Here is a 17,461-nt window from a genome sequence, read left to right on the forward strand (position 1 = left end):
ATGAATATTTATTAACATAAGTAAATGATTTTAATTAATAAAAATAGTTAAGCTTAAAAATAATATTGTGATGAAATAGTAATCTGTATTTAATAGATGGAAACTCTATTTTGGTGCATTTTTAGCACCAAGATAAATCACAAGCTCGGGGGTGAATGTTGAAATACAATAGCTTAAATGACTTTCTGGATTATGTTAAAGCTAGAGATCCATATCAACCTGAATTTTTGCAAGCGGTCGAAGAAGTGATGACCAGCTTGTGGCCATTCATTGAGAAAAATCCGAAATATGCTCAATATGGCTTGCTAGAAAGACTGGTTGAACCTGAGCGAGCGATTCAATTCCGTGTATCGTGGATGGATGACCAAGGTCAGACCCATGTCAATCGTGGTTTCCGCGTTCAATACAACTCTGCAATTGGTCCATACAAAGGGGGAATGCGTTTCCATCCTTCTGTGAATTTGTCCATTTTAAAGTTTTTAGGCTTTGAGCAAACCTTTAAAAATGCGCTAACTACTCTGCCAATGGGCGGTGGTAAAGGCGGTTCGGATTTTGACCCTAAAGGTAAATCTGAAGCAGAAATCATGCGCTTCTGCCAAGCTTTGATGCTGGAGCTATACCGTCATCTAGGCTCAAATACCGATATTCCTGCTGGGGATATTGGGGTGGGTGGTCGAGAAGTTGGCTATATGACAGGCATGATGAAAAAGTTAAGTAACGACACATCTTGCGTATTTACAGGTAAAGGGATTTCATTTGGCGGTTCATTGGCTCGCCCTGAAGCAACAGGCTATGGCACAGTGTATTTTGCAGAGGAAATGCTGAAAACTCGTGGCGATAGTTTTTCCAATAAAACCGTATCGATTTCAGGTTCAGGCAATGTGGCGCAATATGCCGCAGAAAAAGCGATGTTCTTAGGCGCTAAAGTTGTGACTTTGTCTGATTCAAATGGTACGGTCTATTTAAAGAATGGCTTCACTAAGGCTTTGCTCGATGAAGTGATGGAATTGAAAAATGTTCAACGTGGTCGGATGTCAGAATTTGCATCAAAGCATGGTTTTGAATATTTCGAAGGCAAAACGCCGTGGCATATCCCAATCGATATTGCTCTACCTTGTGCAACACAAAATGAGCTGAATGCTGAAGATGCAGTAACGTTATTGTCGAATGGCGTGATTTGCGTAGCAGAAGGCGCGAATATGCCATCTACACTTGAAGCGGTTGAAAAATTTATTGCAGCGAAAATCCTGTATGCACCAGGTAAAGCATCGAATGCAGGTGGGGTAGCAACTTCAGGTTTGGAAATGTCGCAGAATGCCAATCGCTTGGGTTGGTCATTTGAACAGGTTGATGAGCGCTTACATGCGATTATGAAAGAGATCCATCGTAACTGTGTCAAATACGGGACTCAGGAAGATGGCTCAATTAACTATGTTGATGGGGCGAATATTGCAGGTTTTGTAAAAGTTGCTGATGCAATTTTAGCGCAGGGTATTTATTAAAAATCGTACGAAATCCCTCTTTAATAAAGAGGGGGCTTCCCATAAAAAATCCGATGACAAAGCATCGGATTTTTTTATTTCTGAATGAAATTATGGTTTTTTCACAATCTCTTGCTCAACAACCATATCGAGTACGTCTGCAATGCTTGATTGGTCAGCAGCAGGGTTTTTAATGTCAAAACGTTTAACACGTACAATCACACGTTGTTGTGGGTTGTGTTCAAAACCTTCGATTTGACCGTAGTACAATGACCAGTTTTTATCTGCGTAAGTTTTTAAACCTTTGTCATCATATTTGATTTCACGAACTTGCATACAAGTTTGTGGTGCCACGCCTGTGCAAGATTTAGTTTCAGGTGAAATTTCTAAGAAAACTGTTTTACCTTCAGACTGGTATTTTGCTTCTGGGGTCATTTTACCAACGAAAGTATATTTTTGACCTTTAGCATCCGCGATTACCAATGTTGGTTGCTCTGGGTTGGCTGTATTTACTTCAAACGCGATTTGACGTTTTTGTAGAAGATCACCCGCGAATTTTTCTTGCGCCATCAATGCTGGTTCACATGCCATCATGGTTGATGCACCATCACCTGTAGCGATTAAACCATTTTCAATTTTCCATGATGTATTTAAACGGTTGCAACCTGTGTCTACAGATAAGCGATCATTGGCTAAGAAGCTTAATACGATTGGACGTTTAGTATTAGCAGGTTGATATGACCAAGTGTAGTTAGTTAATACGTTGCTATTTGCCACTTTTGCACCTGTAAATACATGCTTTTGACCTTTGGCATCAGTAACAGTCAAAATTGCTTGACCATTTACTGTGCTGATTTCAAATGGTACTTTTTTCTCGCTGAAGATGTCAGCAGATAAGCGCTCTTGCTGCATTAAATCATCAGCACAAGCCATCATTGTTGATACAAGCGGGGACGTTACAATCTTGTTGTTTTCAACAGCCCAAGTACCGCCTTGGTTGTTACAGCCAGTTTGGATTGCAAGTTTTTGGTCAGCGTTAAAAGATAACACTAAAGGTTTAGATGCTTTAGAACCTTGGTAGGTCCAATTATATTCAGTTAGGTTTTTTGCAGCAGTTGTATTAATTTGAGAAATTACATTATCAGTTACATTTTGCACAGTTTGGCACGCCATTAAAGAAAGCGGAAGTAATGCAAGAACTAAATATTTGATTTTCATATTCAAAACAACGATAAATAAATAACAGACATAAGCTTAAAGGATTCTTAAAAAGAGAACATGTCATCCTTTTAGCAATTAAGTTTGTTAAATGTTTCTATTTGTAAAATTTTGGAAAAATATAGCAGATTTATAGGCTTGCCGTTATTTTGAGCAAGCCCATTTTATTTTTATGTGATGTAGTTGGTTATTTAATCAAAACGATAAATATCCATACCCAACGAGCCCATCGAGAAGCTGCTATGTACAATATTGAAACGATGACCTGTACCCATTGCAAAGAATAGTGGCGCAAGGTGCTCAAGGCTCGGGTGATTACGCTCAATATAAGGCAAAGATGGCCAATCTAGTACCGCATCGTAATCTTGATGACTGAGTTTACTGACCACTGTATTACGGAAAGTACTGGCCCATGCGGGTACATCGGCATCAGCATGCCATGACAATTCAGCCAGATTGTGAGTAATACTACCTGAACCGATCAACAGAATTTGTTGCTCTCGTAAAGGTGAGAGTACTTCTCCAACATGGTAAATGTCATCAGCACTCATATAAAGGGGGAGTGAAATCTCAATCACTGGGATATCTGCATCTGGATACATGTGCAAAAGCGGCATCCAGACGCCATGATCGCGTGGACGGGTACTATTGGCATGTGCAGAAATACCCGCTGTTGCAAAGCGCGAGAGGATTTCTTCTGCCAGTTTTGGTGCGCCTGCCGCAGGGTAACGAATGTCATATAATTCAGGCGGAAAGCCACGGAAGTCATGCCACGTTTCTGGGCGTGTTGAAGTGTTGACTTCTAAGGCTTGGCTTTCCCAGTGCGCTGACATCACCACAATGGCCTGTGGTTTCGGCAAGTTACTGCCCAGACGATGCAGTGCAGGACCCACTTGCTCTGGATCAAGTGCCAGCATGGGCGAACCATGAGAAATAAATAATCCGGGTAAAGTTTGCAGATCCATAAATAAACACCTGAAAGGGAATACACCATTATCCTGACAAATTCAGTACTGCAGTGATAGCCCTTAAATTTCAACATGTTGTTCTAAAATTAGAACAGTTTTAAGCACGATGGTACGGGTGGTTATGATTAATACTCATGGCACGATAAAGTTGCTCAATCAGTAGAATACGTACCATTGGGTGCGGCATGGTCAGTTTTGACAATGACCAATGCCAAGCAGCAGCTTTACGAACAGCATCGGAATGCCCATCAGGACCACCAATTGCAATCGCAATATCATTGCCTTCAAGCATCCATTGTTTCATCGTATCAGCTAACTTTTCCGTACTCAGCTCACGACCATTTACTTCTAAAGCAATCAAGGTTTCATTGGATTTGAGTGCATTTAGAATACTTTCACCTTCAATTTGACAGTATTTCAAAATATCTGCCTCAGAGTCATTTTTGCCACGCTTTGCCATTGGAAGCTCAATCACCTGTGTTTGTACAAAGGGCTGGATACGTTTGAAATAGTCTTCAAATCCAGTTAACACCCAAGCAGGCATTTTTTGACCAATGGTGAGAATGCGGATTTTCATAGGCGTGTGTGCTTGAGGAAATGAGCCCTATTATAAACGCTGTTCTTTGTTACATGCAGGTAAGTATGGTTTATCTAGTCATAAAAAATACAAAAAGCAGTTGTAGCATAGTCATAAAAAACGCAGCTCAAAACGCGTATGAGCTGCGATCAAAGTGCCATCCGTCTGGAGTTCGGATGGCGCTAAAATGAGTTCATGAGTCAAATTTAGCCTTTGTTTTTATCGACTCTATTTTATTATGCCGCATGTTGGTTATTTTTCAACCATATTGTGTAACAAAAAAAGAGAGCCGAAGCTCTCTTTTATGTCCAATCATTTACTGATTAGTGACGTGCTGCTTTTGCTTCTTCGACTGGTTTTACAATCGGTGTCTTTGGCAAAGGCTTTGGTGTATCTGTCAGTGCTAAAGGTAGAATTTCATCAATGCTTTTCACTGCTTTGATTTCTAATCCTTCTTTGACATTGTCAGGAATTTCAGCCAAATCACGGACGTTATCTTGTGGAATAAACACCAGTTTGATTCCACCACGGTGAGCCGCAAGAAGTTTCTCTTTTAAGCCACCAATACGCATCGCGCGACCACCTAAACTGGTTTCACCTGTCATCGCGATATCTGGACGAATCGGAATACCTGTAAATGCCGACACAAGGGCAGTGGTCAGGGCTAAACCAGCAGATGGACCATCTTTTGGCGTTGCGCCTTCAGGCAAGTGAACATGCACATCTGTTTCTTCAAAACGTGATGCTTCAATTCCCAATTCATCAGCACGCGTACGTACTACAGTCATCGCAGCGGTAATTGATTCCTTCATTACATCACCAAGTGAACCAGTAGTAATGAATTTACCTTTACCTTTGACTGCTGCAACTTCAATGGTAAGTAATTCACCACCGACAGAGGTCCAAGCCAAGCCATTAACACGACCCACTTGTGCTTCATCTTCTGCAATACCGAAGTCAAACTTATGTGGACCTAAGTATTCAGGAAGATTGGCTGAAGTCACGTCAATCTGTAAGTTTTTAGACTTCTTGCTCACCGCTTCTTTCACGACTTTACGGGCAATTTTAGACACTTCACGCTCTAAACTACGAACACCCGCTTCACGTGTATAACGTTGTACGATGTCGCGGATTGCCTCTTCGTGAACAGTCAATTCTTTTGCACGTAAACCATTGTTCTTGATCGCTTTTGGAACAAGGTAACGTTCAGCAATATTCACTTTTTCATCTTCGGTATAACCCGGAAGACGAATGACTTCCATACGATCCAGCAAGGCCTCAGGAATATTCATGCTGTTTGCAGTACAGATGAACATCACTTCTGAAAGGTCAAGGTCAAGATCTAAATAATGGTCATTGAACTTGCTGTTTTGTGATGGATCAAGTACTTCAAGCAACGCTGAAGCAGGATCACCACGGTAATCTTGTGCCATCTTGTCGATTTCATCGAGTAAGAACAATGGGTTCTTGACACCGACTTTCGTCAATGACTGCACGATCTTACCTGGCATCGCACCAATATAAGTACGACGGTGACCACGAATCTCGGCTTCATCACGTACACCACCGAGTGCCATACGGACAAACTCACGACCTGTTGCTTTTGCAACTGATTCACCGAGTGAAGTCTTACCAACACCTGGAGGACCAACCAAACATAGGATCGGACCTTTGAGTTTTTTAACACGAGACTGAACTGCCAAGTATTCAACAATACGATCTTTTACGTCATCTAAGCCGTAATGATCTGTATCAAGAATTTCCTGTGCTTTCGCAAGGTTAATACTGACCTTGCTGGCTTTATTCCAAGGCGTATCTAAAATAACTTCTAGATAGTTGCGAACAACAGCAGCTTCGCTTGAAGCAGGTTGCATCGCTTTCAGCTTACGAAACTCAGCTTCAGCTTTTTTACGTACGTGCTCAGGTAAATCTGCTTCCGCAAGACGTTTTTCAATTTCTGCAACGTCATCTTCCGCACCGCCATTCATATCGGAAAGTTCACGTTGAATGACCTTCATTTTTTCATTTAGAAAGTATTCACGTTGGTTCTTTTCCATTTGGCGTTTTACACTGTCATGCAGCGTTTGCTCAATTTGCTGTTCAGCAGATTGATTCATCAAATAGCTCATTAACTCTTGTAAGTGATCTTCAAACTCGTCGTGCTCTAAAAATTTTTGTTTCACTTCAATATTTAAAGGTACACGAGTTGCAACGAAGAACATCAATTGCAATAAGTCTTCGATTTTGTTTGCTGCTGCAACGAGTTCACGTGCATTACGTAGTTTCGCTTCTGCATATTGAGCGAATAGGGTACGTAATTCATTTAAGCGAGTCTCTTGGGTCTCTTCGTCCAAAGGTAATGTCATTGGGCTTAAATGATGTTCAGCTGTTAAGTATTCTTCTCCGTCAATAATGCGTTCTAACTTAGAACGATGTAGACCTTCAATAAGTACTTTAATGCAGTTTTCATCATTTTCATGATTGACTACTTGTACGATCTTAGCCACGGTTCCATATTGATAGAGATTATCGTGATCAATTTCTTCTGTGAGCGAATCTTTTTGCGCAACTACAAATACTAAATTGTCACTGTTACGAGCCACATCCACTGCATTGATCGATTTTTCACGACCCACGAATAGCGCGATTTGCATGTGTGGATACACCACAACATCACGTAACGCTAATAGTGGTAATACACTTGGAACCTGTGGCTCTAAGCTAGTTTCATTGTTTAAGATATATTCAGACATGGGCACTCCTAATGAGTGACAACGGTGTTGCCATGTTTTTTATAGTGATGTGCATTTGAAAAAATACAAGGGGGTAGGATTAGAAAATATAAAAAAAAGACTAAATTACTCAAGATTCATTGCGGAAATAAGAAAAAAAGCATGCTAAGGCATGAAATAATAAAACTTTTTAGGGCAAAGTAAGGCATTTAATGGTTGGTCCCATTTCTGCCTTAATAGTGGGGTGTCAACATATTGAAATGTGTGAGCAAGGCCAAGACGGTAAGGACGATGTTTGGCTGATGCCAAGGTTCGATCATAATAGCCGCCGCCCATGCCAATACGTGTTCCAAACTGATCACAAGCCAGTAAAGGCATAATGAGTAAGTCTAAATATGAAACATGTTTGCCACGACTTGCCATCGGCTCTTTCATTCCCAGGGGGTGATGGGAAAATCTCTTATTTAAATATTGTCTCGAGCTCACTTTTACCCAAACTAAATGCTGATTCATATTACAAATCATGGGCAAATAAACTTGTTTATTTTGCCTAAAACAAAGCTTTAACAGTTGATCGGTATGTACTTCACCAAAGGCATGTAAATAAAGTCCAATTTTTGATGCGGATTTAAATCGAGTAAATTGTCTAAGTTGAACCAAAACACGTTGTTCAGCTTTCTTTTGTTCGTAATGAGAGAGTTGTCTTCTTTTTGAACGGAGTTGTTTTCTTAATGTGTTTAATGTCTGACTCATAAGGTTTAAAAAAACTGTTTTGAGGTAAAGGCAATCATACCTGATTTACTGTCTGAATTCTAAAATCAAAGCTTTTTATACTTTTAAGTAAAATTAACAACTTATATATCAATCTGTATTTATTCTAACAAATATGGTTTTAATTATTTATTCCAATAATTAATGGGTGTTTGAGGTATTGAATATTATTTATTAATACATTAAAGAGTAATTACTCTATTTTTCATGTTCTTTATAAAATAAAACACAATAAAAACAAAATGAAACAAATAATTATTTTTATTATTTTAATCAAATATTTAATCAATTGTTTGTTTTGTGAATATGAGAAATATATCTCACTTTATAGATAAAAATGTTTATTCATACTTTACCAATTTCCTTGGTTTTATTAGCATCCGCGACTCTTTTTTTAGCACCGAACTAAAAATGCTCATTGGCATTTTTAGACCATCAATAACTGTAGTAATTATCTGAGAATTTTTATGAATAAAGTATATAAAGTGGTTTGGAATGCATCGATTGGCGCATGGGTTGCAACATCAGAACTCGCAAAAAGCAAAACAAAAACCAAATCAAAAGTTCTCAATTTATCTGCTGCAGTTTTAGTTGGGGCTGTTACTTTCTCTTCAAATGCACTTGCAGGGACAGTACTGGGGAATGGAAGTAGCACACCGAATAAATGTAATAATTCTGGCTCTGTAATTGTAGGTGGGGGCAATACCCAATCTTGTGCAAATAGTGATTTTGCTATTGCAGTGGGTAATGATGTGCAGTCAACAGGTAGAGGTTCAATTGCGATTGGTAGTGGCTCAAGAGCTGAGTCAAGACAACCGAATCTTGATGGTAAAGGGGCTATCGCAATTGGTAATGATGCAATTGCTTATGGGGATAATTCAGTTGCAATTGGTGGTCAAGCGAGTACAACAGAAGACTTTACAGTGTCTTTTGGGCATAAAAAAGGTGATCCTAAGTACTATCAAGGTAAAGAACAAGGTGCTTGGGAAGACGATAGATTTTTAAGAGTTACAAATATCGCAGAAGGTGTCAAAGATAATGATGCGGTGAATGTATCTCAACTTAAAAGTGCCGTAGCAGAAGCAAAAACACATTACGTTAGTATTAATGATAATGGCACGAAAGGTAGCAATTATGAGAATGATGGCGCTAAAGGTCGTAACTCAATTGCTGTCGGTGTAAATACAACTTCTAATGGCATAGAGGCAGTCGCGGTTGGCTCAAATGCAAAAGGCGTAGGTACTGGTGCAATTGCTGTAGGTAGTGCAAGCGAGACAGTTGGTAGTGGTGATGTATCGATCGGTCGTAATGCATCAACAAAAGGTGCGACGGGTAGCGCGTCTGGATATAGTAATCAGTCGATTGCAATTGGTGATCAAACTAAAGCAATCGGTGATCAATCCATTGCAATTGGCGCAGATGTAATTGCACGCGGTAACTCATCTGTTGCAATTGGTGGTGATGATGTTGATAAAATTGCTCGTGATACTGAATTAAGCCAAAAATACACCGAAATCACAGGCGGAAAGTTACAAGCTGGTAAATACCCAACAACTGAAGCAAATCATGGCTCTACTGCAGTTGGTGTTCAAGCTGTAGGAACAGGAGCATTTGCTTCGGCTTTCGGTATGACCTCTAAGGCGACAGGTGATGCTTCATCTGCTTTTGGTGTGATGTCAAATGCTGCGGGCAAAGGTGCTTCTGCATTTGGTGCTGTTGCACAAGCAACGGGTGATGGTGCCTCAGCAATCAGATCACAGATACTAAGACTGAGCTCAACAACACGATCAATAACACCAAAACTGAATTTAACACCAAAATTGACAACACTAAGACTGAGTTGGAAAACAAAGGTCTGAACTTTGCCGGTAATGCTGGTGCGGATGTACATCGTAAGTTGGGTGAGAAGTTAAATATCGTTGGTGGTGCTGATGCTGCAACAGCAGAAGACAAGACCAGCGGTGAAAACGTGATTACCCGTACCACAGCAGATGGCATCAAAGTTGAATTGTTGAAAGATGCGAAATTTGACAGCATCACCACTGGCGACACGGTATTAAACGACAAGGGTGTAACCATTAAAGATGGTCCGAGCATCACTAAAGATGGCATCAATGCGGGTGATAAAGTTATCAGCAATGTTGCAGATGGTTCAATTGCCAAAGGTTCAAAAGATGCAGTGAACGGTGGTCAGATTCAGAATATTTCTGACAGCATTAAGAACAGCATTGGCGGTAACACGACTGTTAATAAAGACGGTAGCATCAGCACCAATAATATTGGCGGAACTGGTAAAGACAACATCAATGATGCAATCAAGTCGGTAGATGACAAAGTCACTACAGGTGTTAATGATCTGACCAATAAAGGTCTAAACTTTGCAGGTAATGCAGGTGCAGATGTACATCGTAAGTTGGGTGAGAAGTTAAATATCGTTGGTGGTGCTGATGCAGCGACTGCAGAAGACAAAACCAGCGGTGAAAACGTGATTACCCGTACTACAGCAGATGGTATCAAAGTTGAATTGTTGAAAGATGCGAAGTTCGACAGCATCACCACTGGCGACACGGTATTAAACGACAAGGGTGTGATCATTAAAGATGGTCCAAGCATCACTAAAGATGGCATCAATGCAGGTAATAAGGTCATTAGCAATGTTGCAGATGGTGTGAATGGTAAAGATGCAGTCAATGTTGACCAGTTAACCAAAGTTAAAGATGGTTTAGATGGCAAGATTACTGATACCAATACTAAGTTGGATGATGCGAAGAAAGACTTGGGTAACCAAATCACGGACACCAACAACAAGTTAGACGATGCAAAGAAAGACTTGGGTAATCAGATTACAGATACCAAGACTGAGCTCAACAACACGATCAATAACACCAAAACAGAACTGAACACCAAGATTGATAACACCAAGACTGAGTTGGAAAACAAAGGCTTGAACTTTGCAGGTAATGCAGGTGCAGATGTACATCGTAAATTGGGTGATAAGTTAAATATCGTTGGTGGTGCTGATGCAGCGACTGCAGAAGACAAGACCAGCGGTGAAAACGTGATTACCCGTACCACAGCAGATGGCATCAAAGTTGAATTATTGAAAGATGCGAAATTCGACAGCATCACCACTGGCGACACGGTATTAAACGACAAGGGTGTAACCATTAAAGATGGTCCGAGCATCACCAAAGATGGCATCAATGCAGGCGATAAAGTCATTACGAATGTTGCTGATGGTTCAATTGCCAAAGGTTCAAAAGATGCAGTGAATGGTGGTCAGATTCAGAATATTTCTGACAGCATTAAGAACAGCATCGGCGGTAACACGACTGTTAATAAAGACGGTAACCATTAAAGATGGTCCGAGCATCACCAAAGATGGCATCAATGCAGGCGATAAAGTCATTAGCAATGTTGCTGATGGTTCAATTGCCAAAGGTTCAAAAGATGCAGTGAATGGTGGTCAGATCAAGAATATCTCTGACAGCATCAAGAACAGCATTGGTGGTAACACAACGGTTAATCCAGATGGCAGTATAGTAACCAACAATATTGGTGGTACAGGTAAAAACAACATCAATGATGCAATCAGCAATGTGAAAGACGCTGCAACTAAAGCGAAAACCACAGTGACTGAAGGCGACAACATCGTTGTTAAAGAGACAACCAATAAAGATGGTAGTACCAACTACGAAGTTTCAACTAAGAAAGACCTTAATTTAGACAGCATCACGACTGGTGATACGGTATTAAACGACAAGGGTTTAACCATTAAAGATGGTCCAAGTATTACCAAAGATGGCATCAATGCAGGTAATAAAGTCATTACCAATGTTGCAGATGGTTCAATCGCGAATGGTTCTAAAGATGCAGTGAATGGTGGTCAGATTCAGAATATCTCTGACAGCATCAAGAATAGCATCGGTGGTAACACGACTGTTAATAAAGACGGTAGCATCACGACCAATAACATTGGTGGAACTGGTAAAGACAACATCAATGACGCAATCAAGTCGGTTGATGACAAAGTCACTACAGGTGTTAATGATCTGACCAATAAAGGTCTAAACTTTGCAGGTAATGCAGGTGCAGATGTACATCGTAAGTTGGGTGAGAAGTTAAATATCGTTGGTGGCGCTGATGCTGCAACAGCAGAAGACAAGACCAGCGGTGAAAACGTCATTACACGTACCACAGCAGATGGTATCAAAGTTGAATTGTTGAAAGATGCGAAGTTCGACAGCATCACCACTGGCAACACCGTTATTAATAACAATGGTTTAACGATTAAGGGTGGTCCAAGTATCACAATTAACGGTATTGATGCAGGCGGTAAGAAAATTACCAATGTCGCTGATGGTGTTGATGCAAAAGATGCGGTAAATAAAGGTCAGCTTGATAAGCAAATCAATGATGTTAAAGACCAAATCGGCAAAGAAATCGGTGACTTGTCAGACAACGCTGTGAAGTATGACAAAGACAAAGATGGCAATGTTGATAAAAACTCTGTGACTTTAGGCGGTGGTGATAAAGGCACAAACCTGAAAAATGTTGCTGATGGTAAGGTTGAAGAAGGTTCTAAAGATGCTGTAAATGGTGGTCAGTTATGGGATGTTCAGAAGCAAGTTGATAAAAACTCAAATGATATTCAGAACATCAATAACAACATCAATAACATCAACAATGGTAAGTCTGGTCTAGTTCAGCAACAGACGCCAAATGGTGAAATTACCGTTGGTAAAGATACAGGCGGTACAAGTATCAATATGGCCGGTAAAGATGGTGATCGTGTGGTGCAAGGTGTTAAGGACGGTGAAATCAAAGCGGGTTCTAACCAAGCCGTGAATGGTGGCCAGATCCATAACATCTCGAACAGTATCAAGAACAGTATTGGCGGTGAGACGGTTGTTAATCAAGATGGCAGTATTACGACCAACAATATCGGTGGTACAGGTAAGAACAATATTAATGATGCGATTGGAAGTTTGAACCAGTCAAATCAAGAGTTGGGTAACAAGATCAACAACCTTGGTGATCAGTTACAACAAGTGTTCTATGACACCAACAAACGTATCGACAATTTGGAAGACAAAATGTCTGCGGGTATTGCTGCAACAGCTGCACTTGAGCAAGCACCTTATGTACCAGGTAAGTTAACCATGGCAGTCGGTGCGGCCTACTACAACGATCAAAATGCAGTAGGTGTGACGTTCCGTCGTACTGCCGATAATGGTCGCTGGTCATTGACAACGGGTGCTGCTTTAGGCAGCCAAGGTAGCCCATTAGTACGTATTGGTGTAAGTACAATTATTGACTAATTGCCTTCAATAAGGAGAGTCCTAGACTCTCCTTATCCAACAGATATTGTGAGTAAAGAAATGAACAAGAATATTCAAATTTTGATGATGGCAACTTTAGTCGGTTTAACAACAACCACTACTTTTGCACAAGAAGAAGTTGTGGCTCAGCAAGAAGAAATTAAGTTTCCAGCGGTTGAGAAAAGCTATTTAAAACAAGTACAGCGTTATGAATATGATAATGTTGCACGTTTAGACACAGGTCTGACCAAAGATCAAATTCGTCACATTTTGGGCCATCCTCAATTTAGCGAAGGCGTCTTCTTTGTAAAAACTTGGAATTATGTTTTAGATATTCGTCAGCCGAATAGCCAAGACTATTTACGTTGCCAATTACGTGTCGATTTCGATAAGAAGTATCTTTCAGAAAGATTGTCTTGGAAAGGTGAAGCGTGTGAAGGCTTAATGGCTTGGGGTGCTAATAATCAAGTTCCAAATGATGCCAATGTAAATGGTGCACGTTCAGGAAGTGTGTTCTTTGCATTTGATCGTTTTAATGCAGGTGCAATTGAACAAGGTTCTAGTTCTGTCGCTTCAATTGCAGAACGTATTAAACAAAGCAATTCGACAGGTCTAATTGTTGTTGCAGGTTTTGCAGATCCATTAGGTAAATTTGCTTATAACCAACAATTGTCATCAAAACGTGCCAACACTGTTGCGAAGCTGTTGGTTAATCAAGGAATTGATGCAAATCGTATCCAAATTCAAGCCAATAGCCAGACTGATTTATATCAACAATGTGCAGGTAATAAAGCAAATGCACAATTGGTTGGTTGTTTCGCACCAAATAGACGTGTCAATGTAACTTGGTAGAATACCTGAGAAAAAAGCCAGCATGTATGCTGGCTTTTTTTATTTTTGACATTTAGATACAAATATTAATGCGAAATTTGAACATAAATTTAGGAGGAGAATGTCAATTTACGTCATGTATCGACTTTTTTTGTATATAAATTTGCATAATGTGAAGATTATGCGATTTACTTTTTACTTGTAGTTAAAAATTAACTATTGATTTGTAATATTTAATTTTAGAAATAAAAATTAAAATTTTAATTTAAATTGGTGAATTGATAGATGTACAACATGTACTAATGTGATTTACATCTCATTTTAAAAAAGTTATTTTAATAGTAATAAATTACATTTCTTTAACTTAATAGACAGACTTGTACACATAAGTGAACACGTTGTAACTTTTATCTGCGTTTGGAAAAATATTATGAATAAGGTTTATAAGGTTGTATGGAACGCCTCATTGGGTGCTTGGGTAGCGGTTTCGGAACTTGCGAAAGGAAAAGTAAAAGGTAGTAATAATGGCAAGGTTGGGGAGGTTTCTAATCTAGAGGAGTCTAATGAAAAGAGCCACTCGGAAACAATAAATTTAAAGAGTTTATCACTAGCACTAATTACAGTTGTTACACCTACTTTGACTTATGCAGGTACTGAAGTTAGTGGAACCCCGACTAAAAGCGGGGCTAATATCACTAATATTAATACTTGTACAGCATCTGCGACTACTACAAATGGAGTAGCAATAGGATGTTCTAGTATTGCTGGAGCAAAGGACTCTGTAATTGCGGATAGATCCAATCCATATAATACTAGTACTAGTAACAGCAGAGTAACTTTTGATACTACATCTGGTGGTAATACTGCGATTGGTACAGGTGCTTCTGCTGGAAATGCAAATCAGGGATTAGCTACTGCTATAGGGACATACGCAACTGCAAATAATGTTGCTGCAGTAGCAATAGGTGCCGCGGCTTTATCGACAGGAAATACATCTTTATCAATTGGTCGTCAATCTGCTGCAACTGCAGATTATGCTCAAGCTATAGGTAATGTAGCTGCAGCAACAGGAACTGGTGCTCTTGCTATTGGCCATTCAGCAACAGCTACAGGTTATCGTGGTATTGCGATTGGTTCACCTGATATTGATAATGCTTCTGTAGTTGCTGGCCAAGCTGGGGCAGCATATCAAACTGTTGGGCAAACGAAAGCATCTGGGCGGGACGCAATTGCTTTTGGTGGTGGTTCTCAATCGTTAAAAGATGAAGGGATGACTATAGGGGCCTTCTCTGGTGCAACAGAACAAGGTGCAGCAGTGGTTGGTGTCCGTGGTGCCGCATTGGGACAACAAAGTTTATCTATTGGTAATGGTGCAACGAATGTTACAAGCGGTACAAATGCACCTATTCAATTAGCAACGTCTTTAGGGCAAGGTACAATAACTAATAAAACGGTCGGTTCTCGAGTTTTTAATGGTTCTAATACAGTAAAAGATACCCTAGGAGGGACTGCCGGTACGCTAACTGGAACAGTGGATGGTGTTGCAATAACAATTAATCAGGCTGCTGGAACTGGTAATGCAACGACAGGTACAGTTGGTGCGATTACTGGTGGATCATACAACGGACAAACTTTAACAGCAGAACAAGCGAATGCATTATATCAATCTTTAGGACACGGCGGGTCAGTCACATTAGGACAGCGTGCGATTGCTATTGGTACTGCAACAGCTGCACTAGCAAATAATGCCTTGGCTATAGGTAGTACATCGTTAGCAAGTGGAGAAGGTTCTGTTGCAATTGGTAGTGGTTCTATTGCAACAAAAACGGATGCTGTATCTATTGGGCGAGGAGCTGGTAGTAGTGTTACGTCAGGTGTTGCTATTGGAGCAGAGGCAAAAGTCACAGGTGATAATAGTATTGCATTAGGGCAAAAATCAGTTGCTTCCGCACAAACAGGCTCTTCATTTTTAACAAATGTAGGGGCAACAACACAAGGAACAATTTCAGTTGGTGATGGCACTAACAATGTTAAACGTCGTCTAACTAATTTGGCAGATGGTGCCGTAGACTCTGATGGTGTAACAGTTGCTCAATTAAAACAATTCAAAGTAATAACAGATAAGCAAGGTGCTGATACTGCTGCTGCTTTAGGTGGTGGTTCAACTTATAATTCAACGACGGGGGCAGTTACAACCCCAACTTATAATGTAGGTGGTACTACAAAAACGAATGTTGGTGATGCTATTACGAATATTGATAATCGTACAACTAGCTTAGAAAATCAGACATGGAAGTTAAACACCAATTCGGATACTGCTGCAGTCGTAGGTAAAGACGCAGAAGTTAAATTTATTGATGGCAAAAATATTAAGCTTTCTCGGACAGGAACTAGCATTACTATTGCAACAGCAGACTCTGTAAAATTTGATAGTGTTAATGCTGGTGGTACAGTTATTAACAACAATGGTTTGAGTTTTGTACAGGCAGATGGAACAACACCTGTTACCAATAGTCCAAGTATCAGTAAGACAGGCATCAATGCGGGTAACAATAAGATCAGCAATGTTGCGAATGGCGCGGTAACATCTGGTTCTAAAGATGCGGTGAATGGTGGTCAGTTACAAGGCGTAGCAGACAGTGTTAAGACCGCAATTGGCGGCAACACGACCATTGATGCAACGACGGGTGCAATCACCACAAGTAACATTGGTGGCACAAGCTCGAACACCATTGATGGTGCGATCACGAGTGTAAAAAGCACAGCAGACGCAGCTAAAACAACAGCAGATAAAGGCATCAACTTTGGTGGCACAACAGGCAAGAACAACTATGCGTTGGGCAGTGATATTAATGTTAAAGGCGACAGTAACATCACCAGCACAACAGTTGCAGGCGGTGTTCAACTTGGCCTAGCGAACAACATTACCATCGGTAGTGGTGCCGGAACGAACCCTGTAACGATTAATGGTACAACAGGTACAGTGAGTGGATTAACGAATAAGGCTTGGAGTGGTACAGCCACATCTGGTCAAGCAGCAACAGAAGACCAATTAAAAACTGTAAGCGATGTTGCGAACAATGCGAATAAGGGTTGGAAAGTCAATACTGGCGCTACAACTGGTGGAACCGTATCAGGTAATGCTTCAACGCAGGTTTCCCCAGACCAAGAAGTGAAGTTTATTGCAGGTAAGAATGTTGCAATTACACAAAGCGGTAAGGATATTACCGTTGCAACCAGTGATAACCCTAACTTCACGTCTGTTTCAACGGGGAATAGTAAATTAGATAACAGTGGTTTAGTTATTAAAGATGCGGCTGGTGGCCTAAATGTAAGTAAAGATGGTGTCAAATTTGTTGATGCTGATGGTGTGACACAAACAACAAACACACCAAGTCTAAATAAGACAGGCATCAATGCGGGTAACAATAAGATCAGTAATGTTGCGAATGGCGCGATAACATCTGGTTCTAAAGATGCGGTGAATGGTGGTCAGTTACAAGGCGTAGCGGATAGTGTTAAGACCGCAATTGGCGGCAACACGACCATTGATGCAACGACG

The 17,461-nt window shown here is 40.4% G+C and carries 8 protein-coding genes and 1 pseudogene; 4 read left to right on the plus strand and 5 right to left on the minus strand.

The features are described 5' to 3' along the window. The first annotated feature begins 155 nt into the window (after positions 1–155). Positions 156–1,502, plus strand: a complete 1,347-nt coding sequence (gene gdhA / locus WA352_RS17305) for an NADP-specific glutamate dehydrogenase (RefSeq protein ID WP_005202337.1) — start codon at positions 156–158, stop codon at positions 1,500–1,502. A 90-nt stretch (positions 1,503–1,592) separates the two neighbouring features. Here gdhA and WA352_RS17310 read toward each other — a convergent pair whose 3' ends face one another. The 5 genes from WA352_RS17310 to WA352_RS17330 form a co-directional block, all read right to left on the minus strand. Next, positions 1,593–2,699 carry an META and DUF4377 domain-containing protein gene (locus WA352_RS17310; protein ID WP_005202338.1) on the minus strand — a complete coding sequence of 369 codons (1,107 nt, stop codon included), beginning with the start codon at positions 2,697–2,699 and terminating at the stop codon, positions 1,593–1,595. A gap of 191 nt (positions 2,700–2,890) precedes the next feature. Continuing rightward, positions 2,891–3,664 carry a DODA-type extradiol aromatic ring-opening family dioxygenase gene (locus WA352_RS17315; RefSeq protein WP_005202340.1) on the minus strand — a complete coding sequence of 258 codons (774 nt, stop codon included), beginning with the start codon at positions 3,662–3,664 and terminating at the stop codon, positions 2,891–2,893. Positions 3,665–3,764: 100 nt separating this feature from the next. Next, positions 3,765–4,244 carry a 23S rRNA (pseudouridine(1915)-N(3))-methyltransferase RlmH gene (gene rlmH / locus WA352_RS17320; RefSeq protein WP_004801239.1) on the minus strand — a complete coding sequence of 160 codons (480 nt, stop codon included), beginning with the start codon at positions 4,242–4,244 and terminating at the stop codon, positions 3,765–3,767. A 323-nt stretch (positions 4,245–4,567) separates the two neighbouring features. Continuing rightward, positions 4,568–6,997, minus strand: coding sequence for an endopeptidase La (gene lon / locus WA352_RS17325; RefSeq protein WP_005202342.1), 2,430 nt, complete (start codon positions 6,995–6,997; stop codon positions 4,568–4,570). 144 nt (positions 6,998–7,141) lie between these two features. After that, positions 7,142–7,729, minus strand: coding sequence for a 5-formyltetrahydrofolate cyclo-ligase (locus WA352_RS17330; protein WP_005202345.1), 588 nt, complete (start codon positions 7,727–7,729; stop codon positions 7,142–7,144). A 485-nt stretch (positions 7,730–8,214) separates the two neighbouring features. Here WA352_RS17330 and WA352_RS17335 point away from each other — a divergent pair. The 3 genes and pseudogenes from WA352_RS17335 to WA352_RS17345 form a co-directional block, all read left to right on the plus strand. Beyond that, a pseudogene (locus tag WA352_RS17335) lies at positions 8,215–13,068 on the plus strand (ESPR-type extended signal peptide-containing protein). Positions 13,069–13,128: 60 nt separating this feature from the next. Continuing rightward, positions 13,129–13,920 carry a trimeric autotransporter adhesin/peptidogylcan-associated protein TpgA gene (gene tpgA / locus WA352_RS17340; RefSeq protein WP_005323053.1) on the plus strand — a complete coding sequence of 264 codons (792 nt, stop codon included), beginning with the start codon at positions 13,129–13,131 and terminating at the stop codon, positions 13,918–13,920. Positions 13,921–14,329: 409 nt separating this feature from the next. Further along, positions 14,330–17,461 (plus strand): ESPR-type extended signal peptide-containing protein (locus WA352_RS17345; RefSeq protein ID WP_336143436.1); only part of this gene is annotated, 3,132 nt, incomplete at its 3' end.

The organism is Acinetobacter sp. 102, assembly GCF_037028485.1.
In the GTDB taxonomy this organism is placed as follows: domain Bacteria; phylum Pseudomonadota; class Gammaproteobacteria; order Pseudomonadales; family Moraxellaceae; genus Acinetobacter; species Acinetobacter higginsii.

What these genes read in the sequence shown, in the direction of transcription:
- gdhA (WP_005202337.1), top strand. Translation starts at nt 156, where the DNA reads ATGTTGAAATACAATAGCTTAAATGACTTTCTGGATTATGTTAAAGCT.
- WA352_RS17330 (WP_005202345.1), bottom strand. Translation starts at nt 7,729, where the DNA reads ATGAGTCAGACATTAAACACATTAAGAAAACAACTCCGTTCAAAAAGA.
- rlmH (WP_004801239.1), bottom strand. Translation starts at nt 4,244, where the DNA reads ATGAAAATCCGCATTCTCACCATTGGTCAAAAAATGCCTGCTTGGGTG.
- lon (WP_005202342.1), bottom strand. Translation starts at nt 6,997, where the DNA reads ATGTCTGAATATATCTTAAACAATGAAACTAGCTTAGAGCCACAGGTT.
- tpgA (WP_005323053.1), top strand. Translation starts at nt 13,129, where the DNA reads ATGAACAAGAATATTCAAATTTTGATGATGGCAACTTTAGTCGGTTTA.
- WA352_RS17310 (WP_005202338.1), bottom strand. Translation starts at nt 2,699, where the DNA reads ATGAAAATCAAATATTTAGTTCTTGCATTACTTCCGCTTTCTTTAATG.
- WA352_RS17315 (WP_005202340.1), bottom strand. Translation starts at nt 3,664, where the DNA reads ATGGATCTGCAAACTTTACCCGGATTATTTATTTCTCATGGTTCGCCC.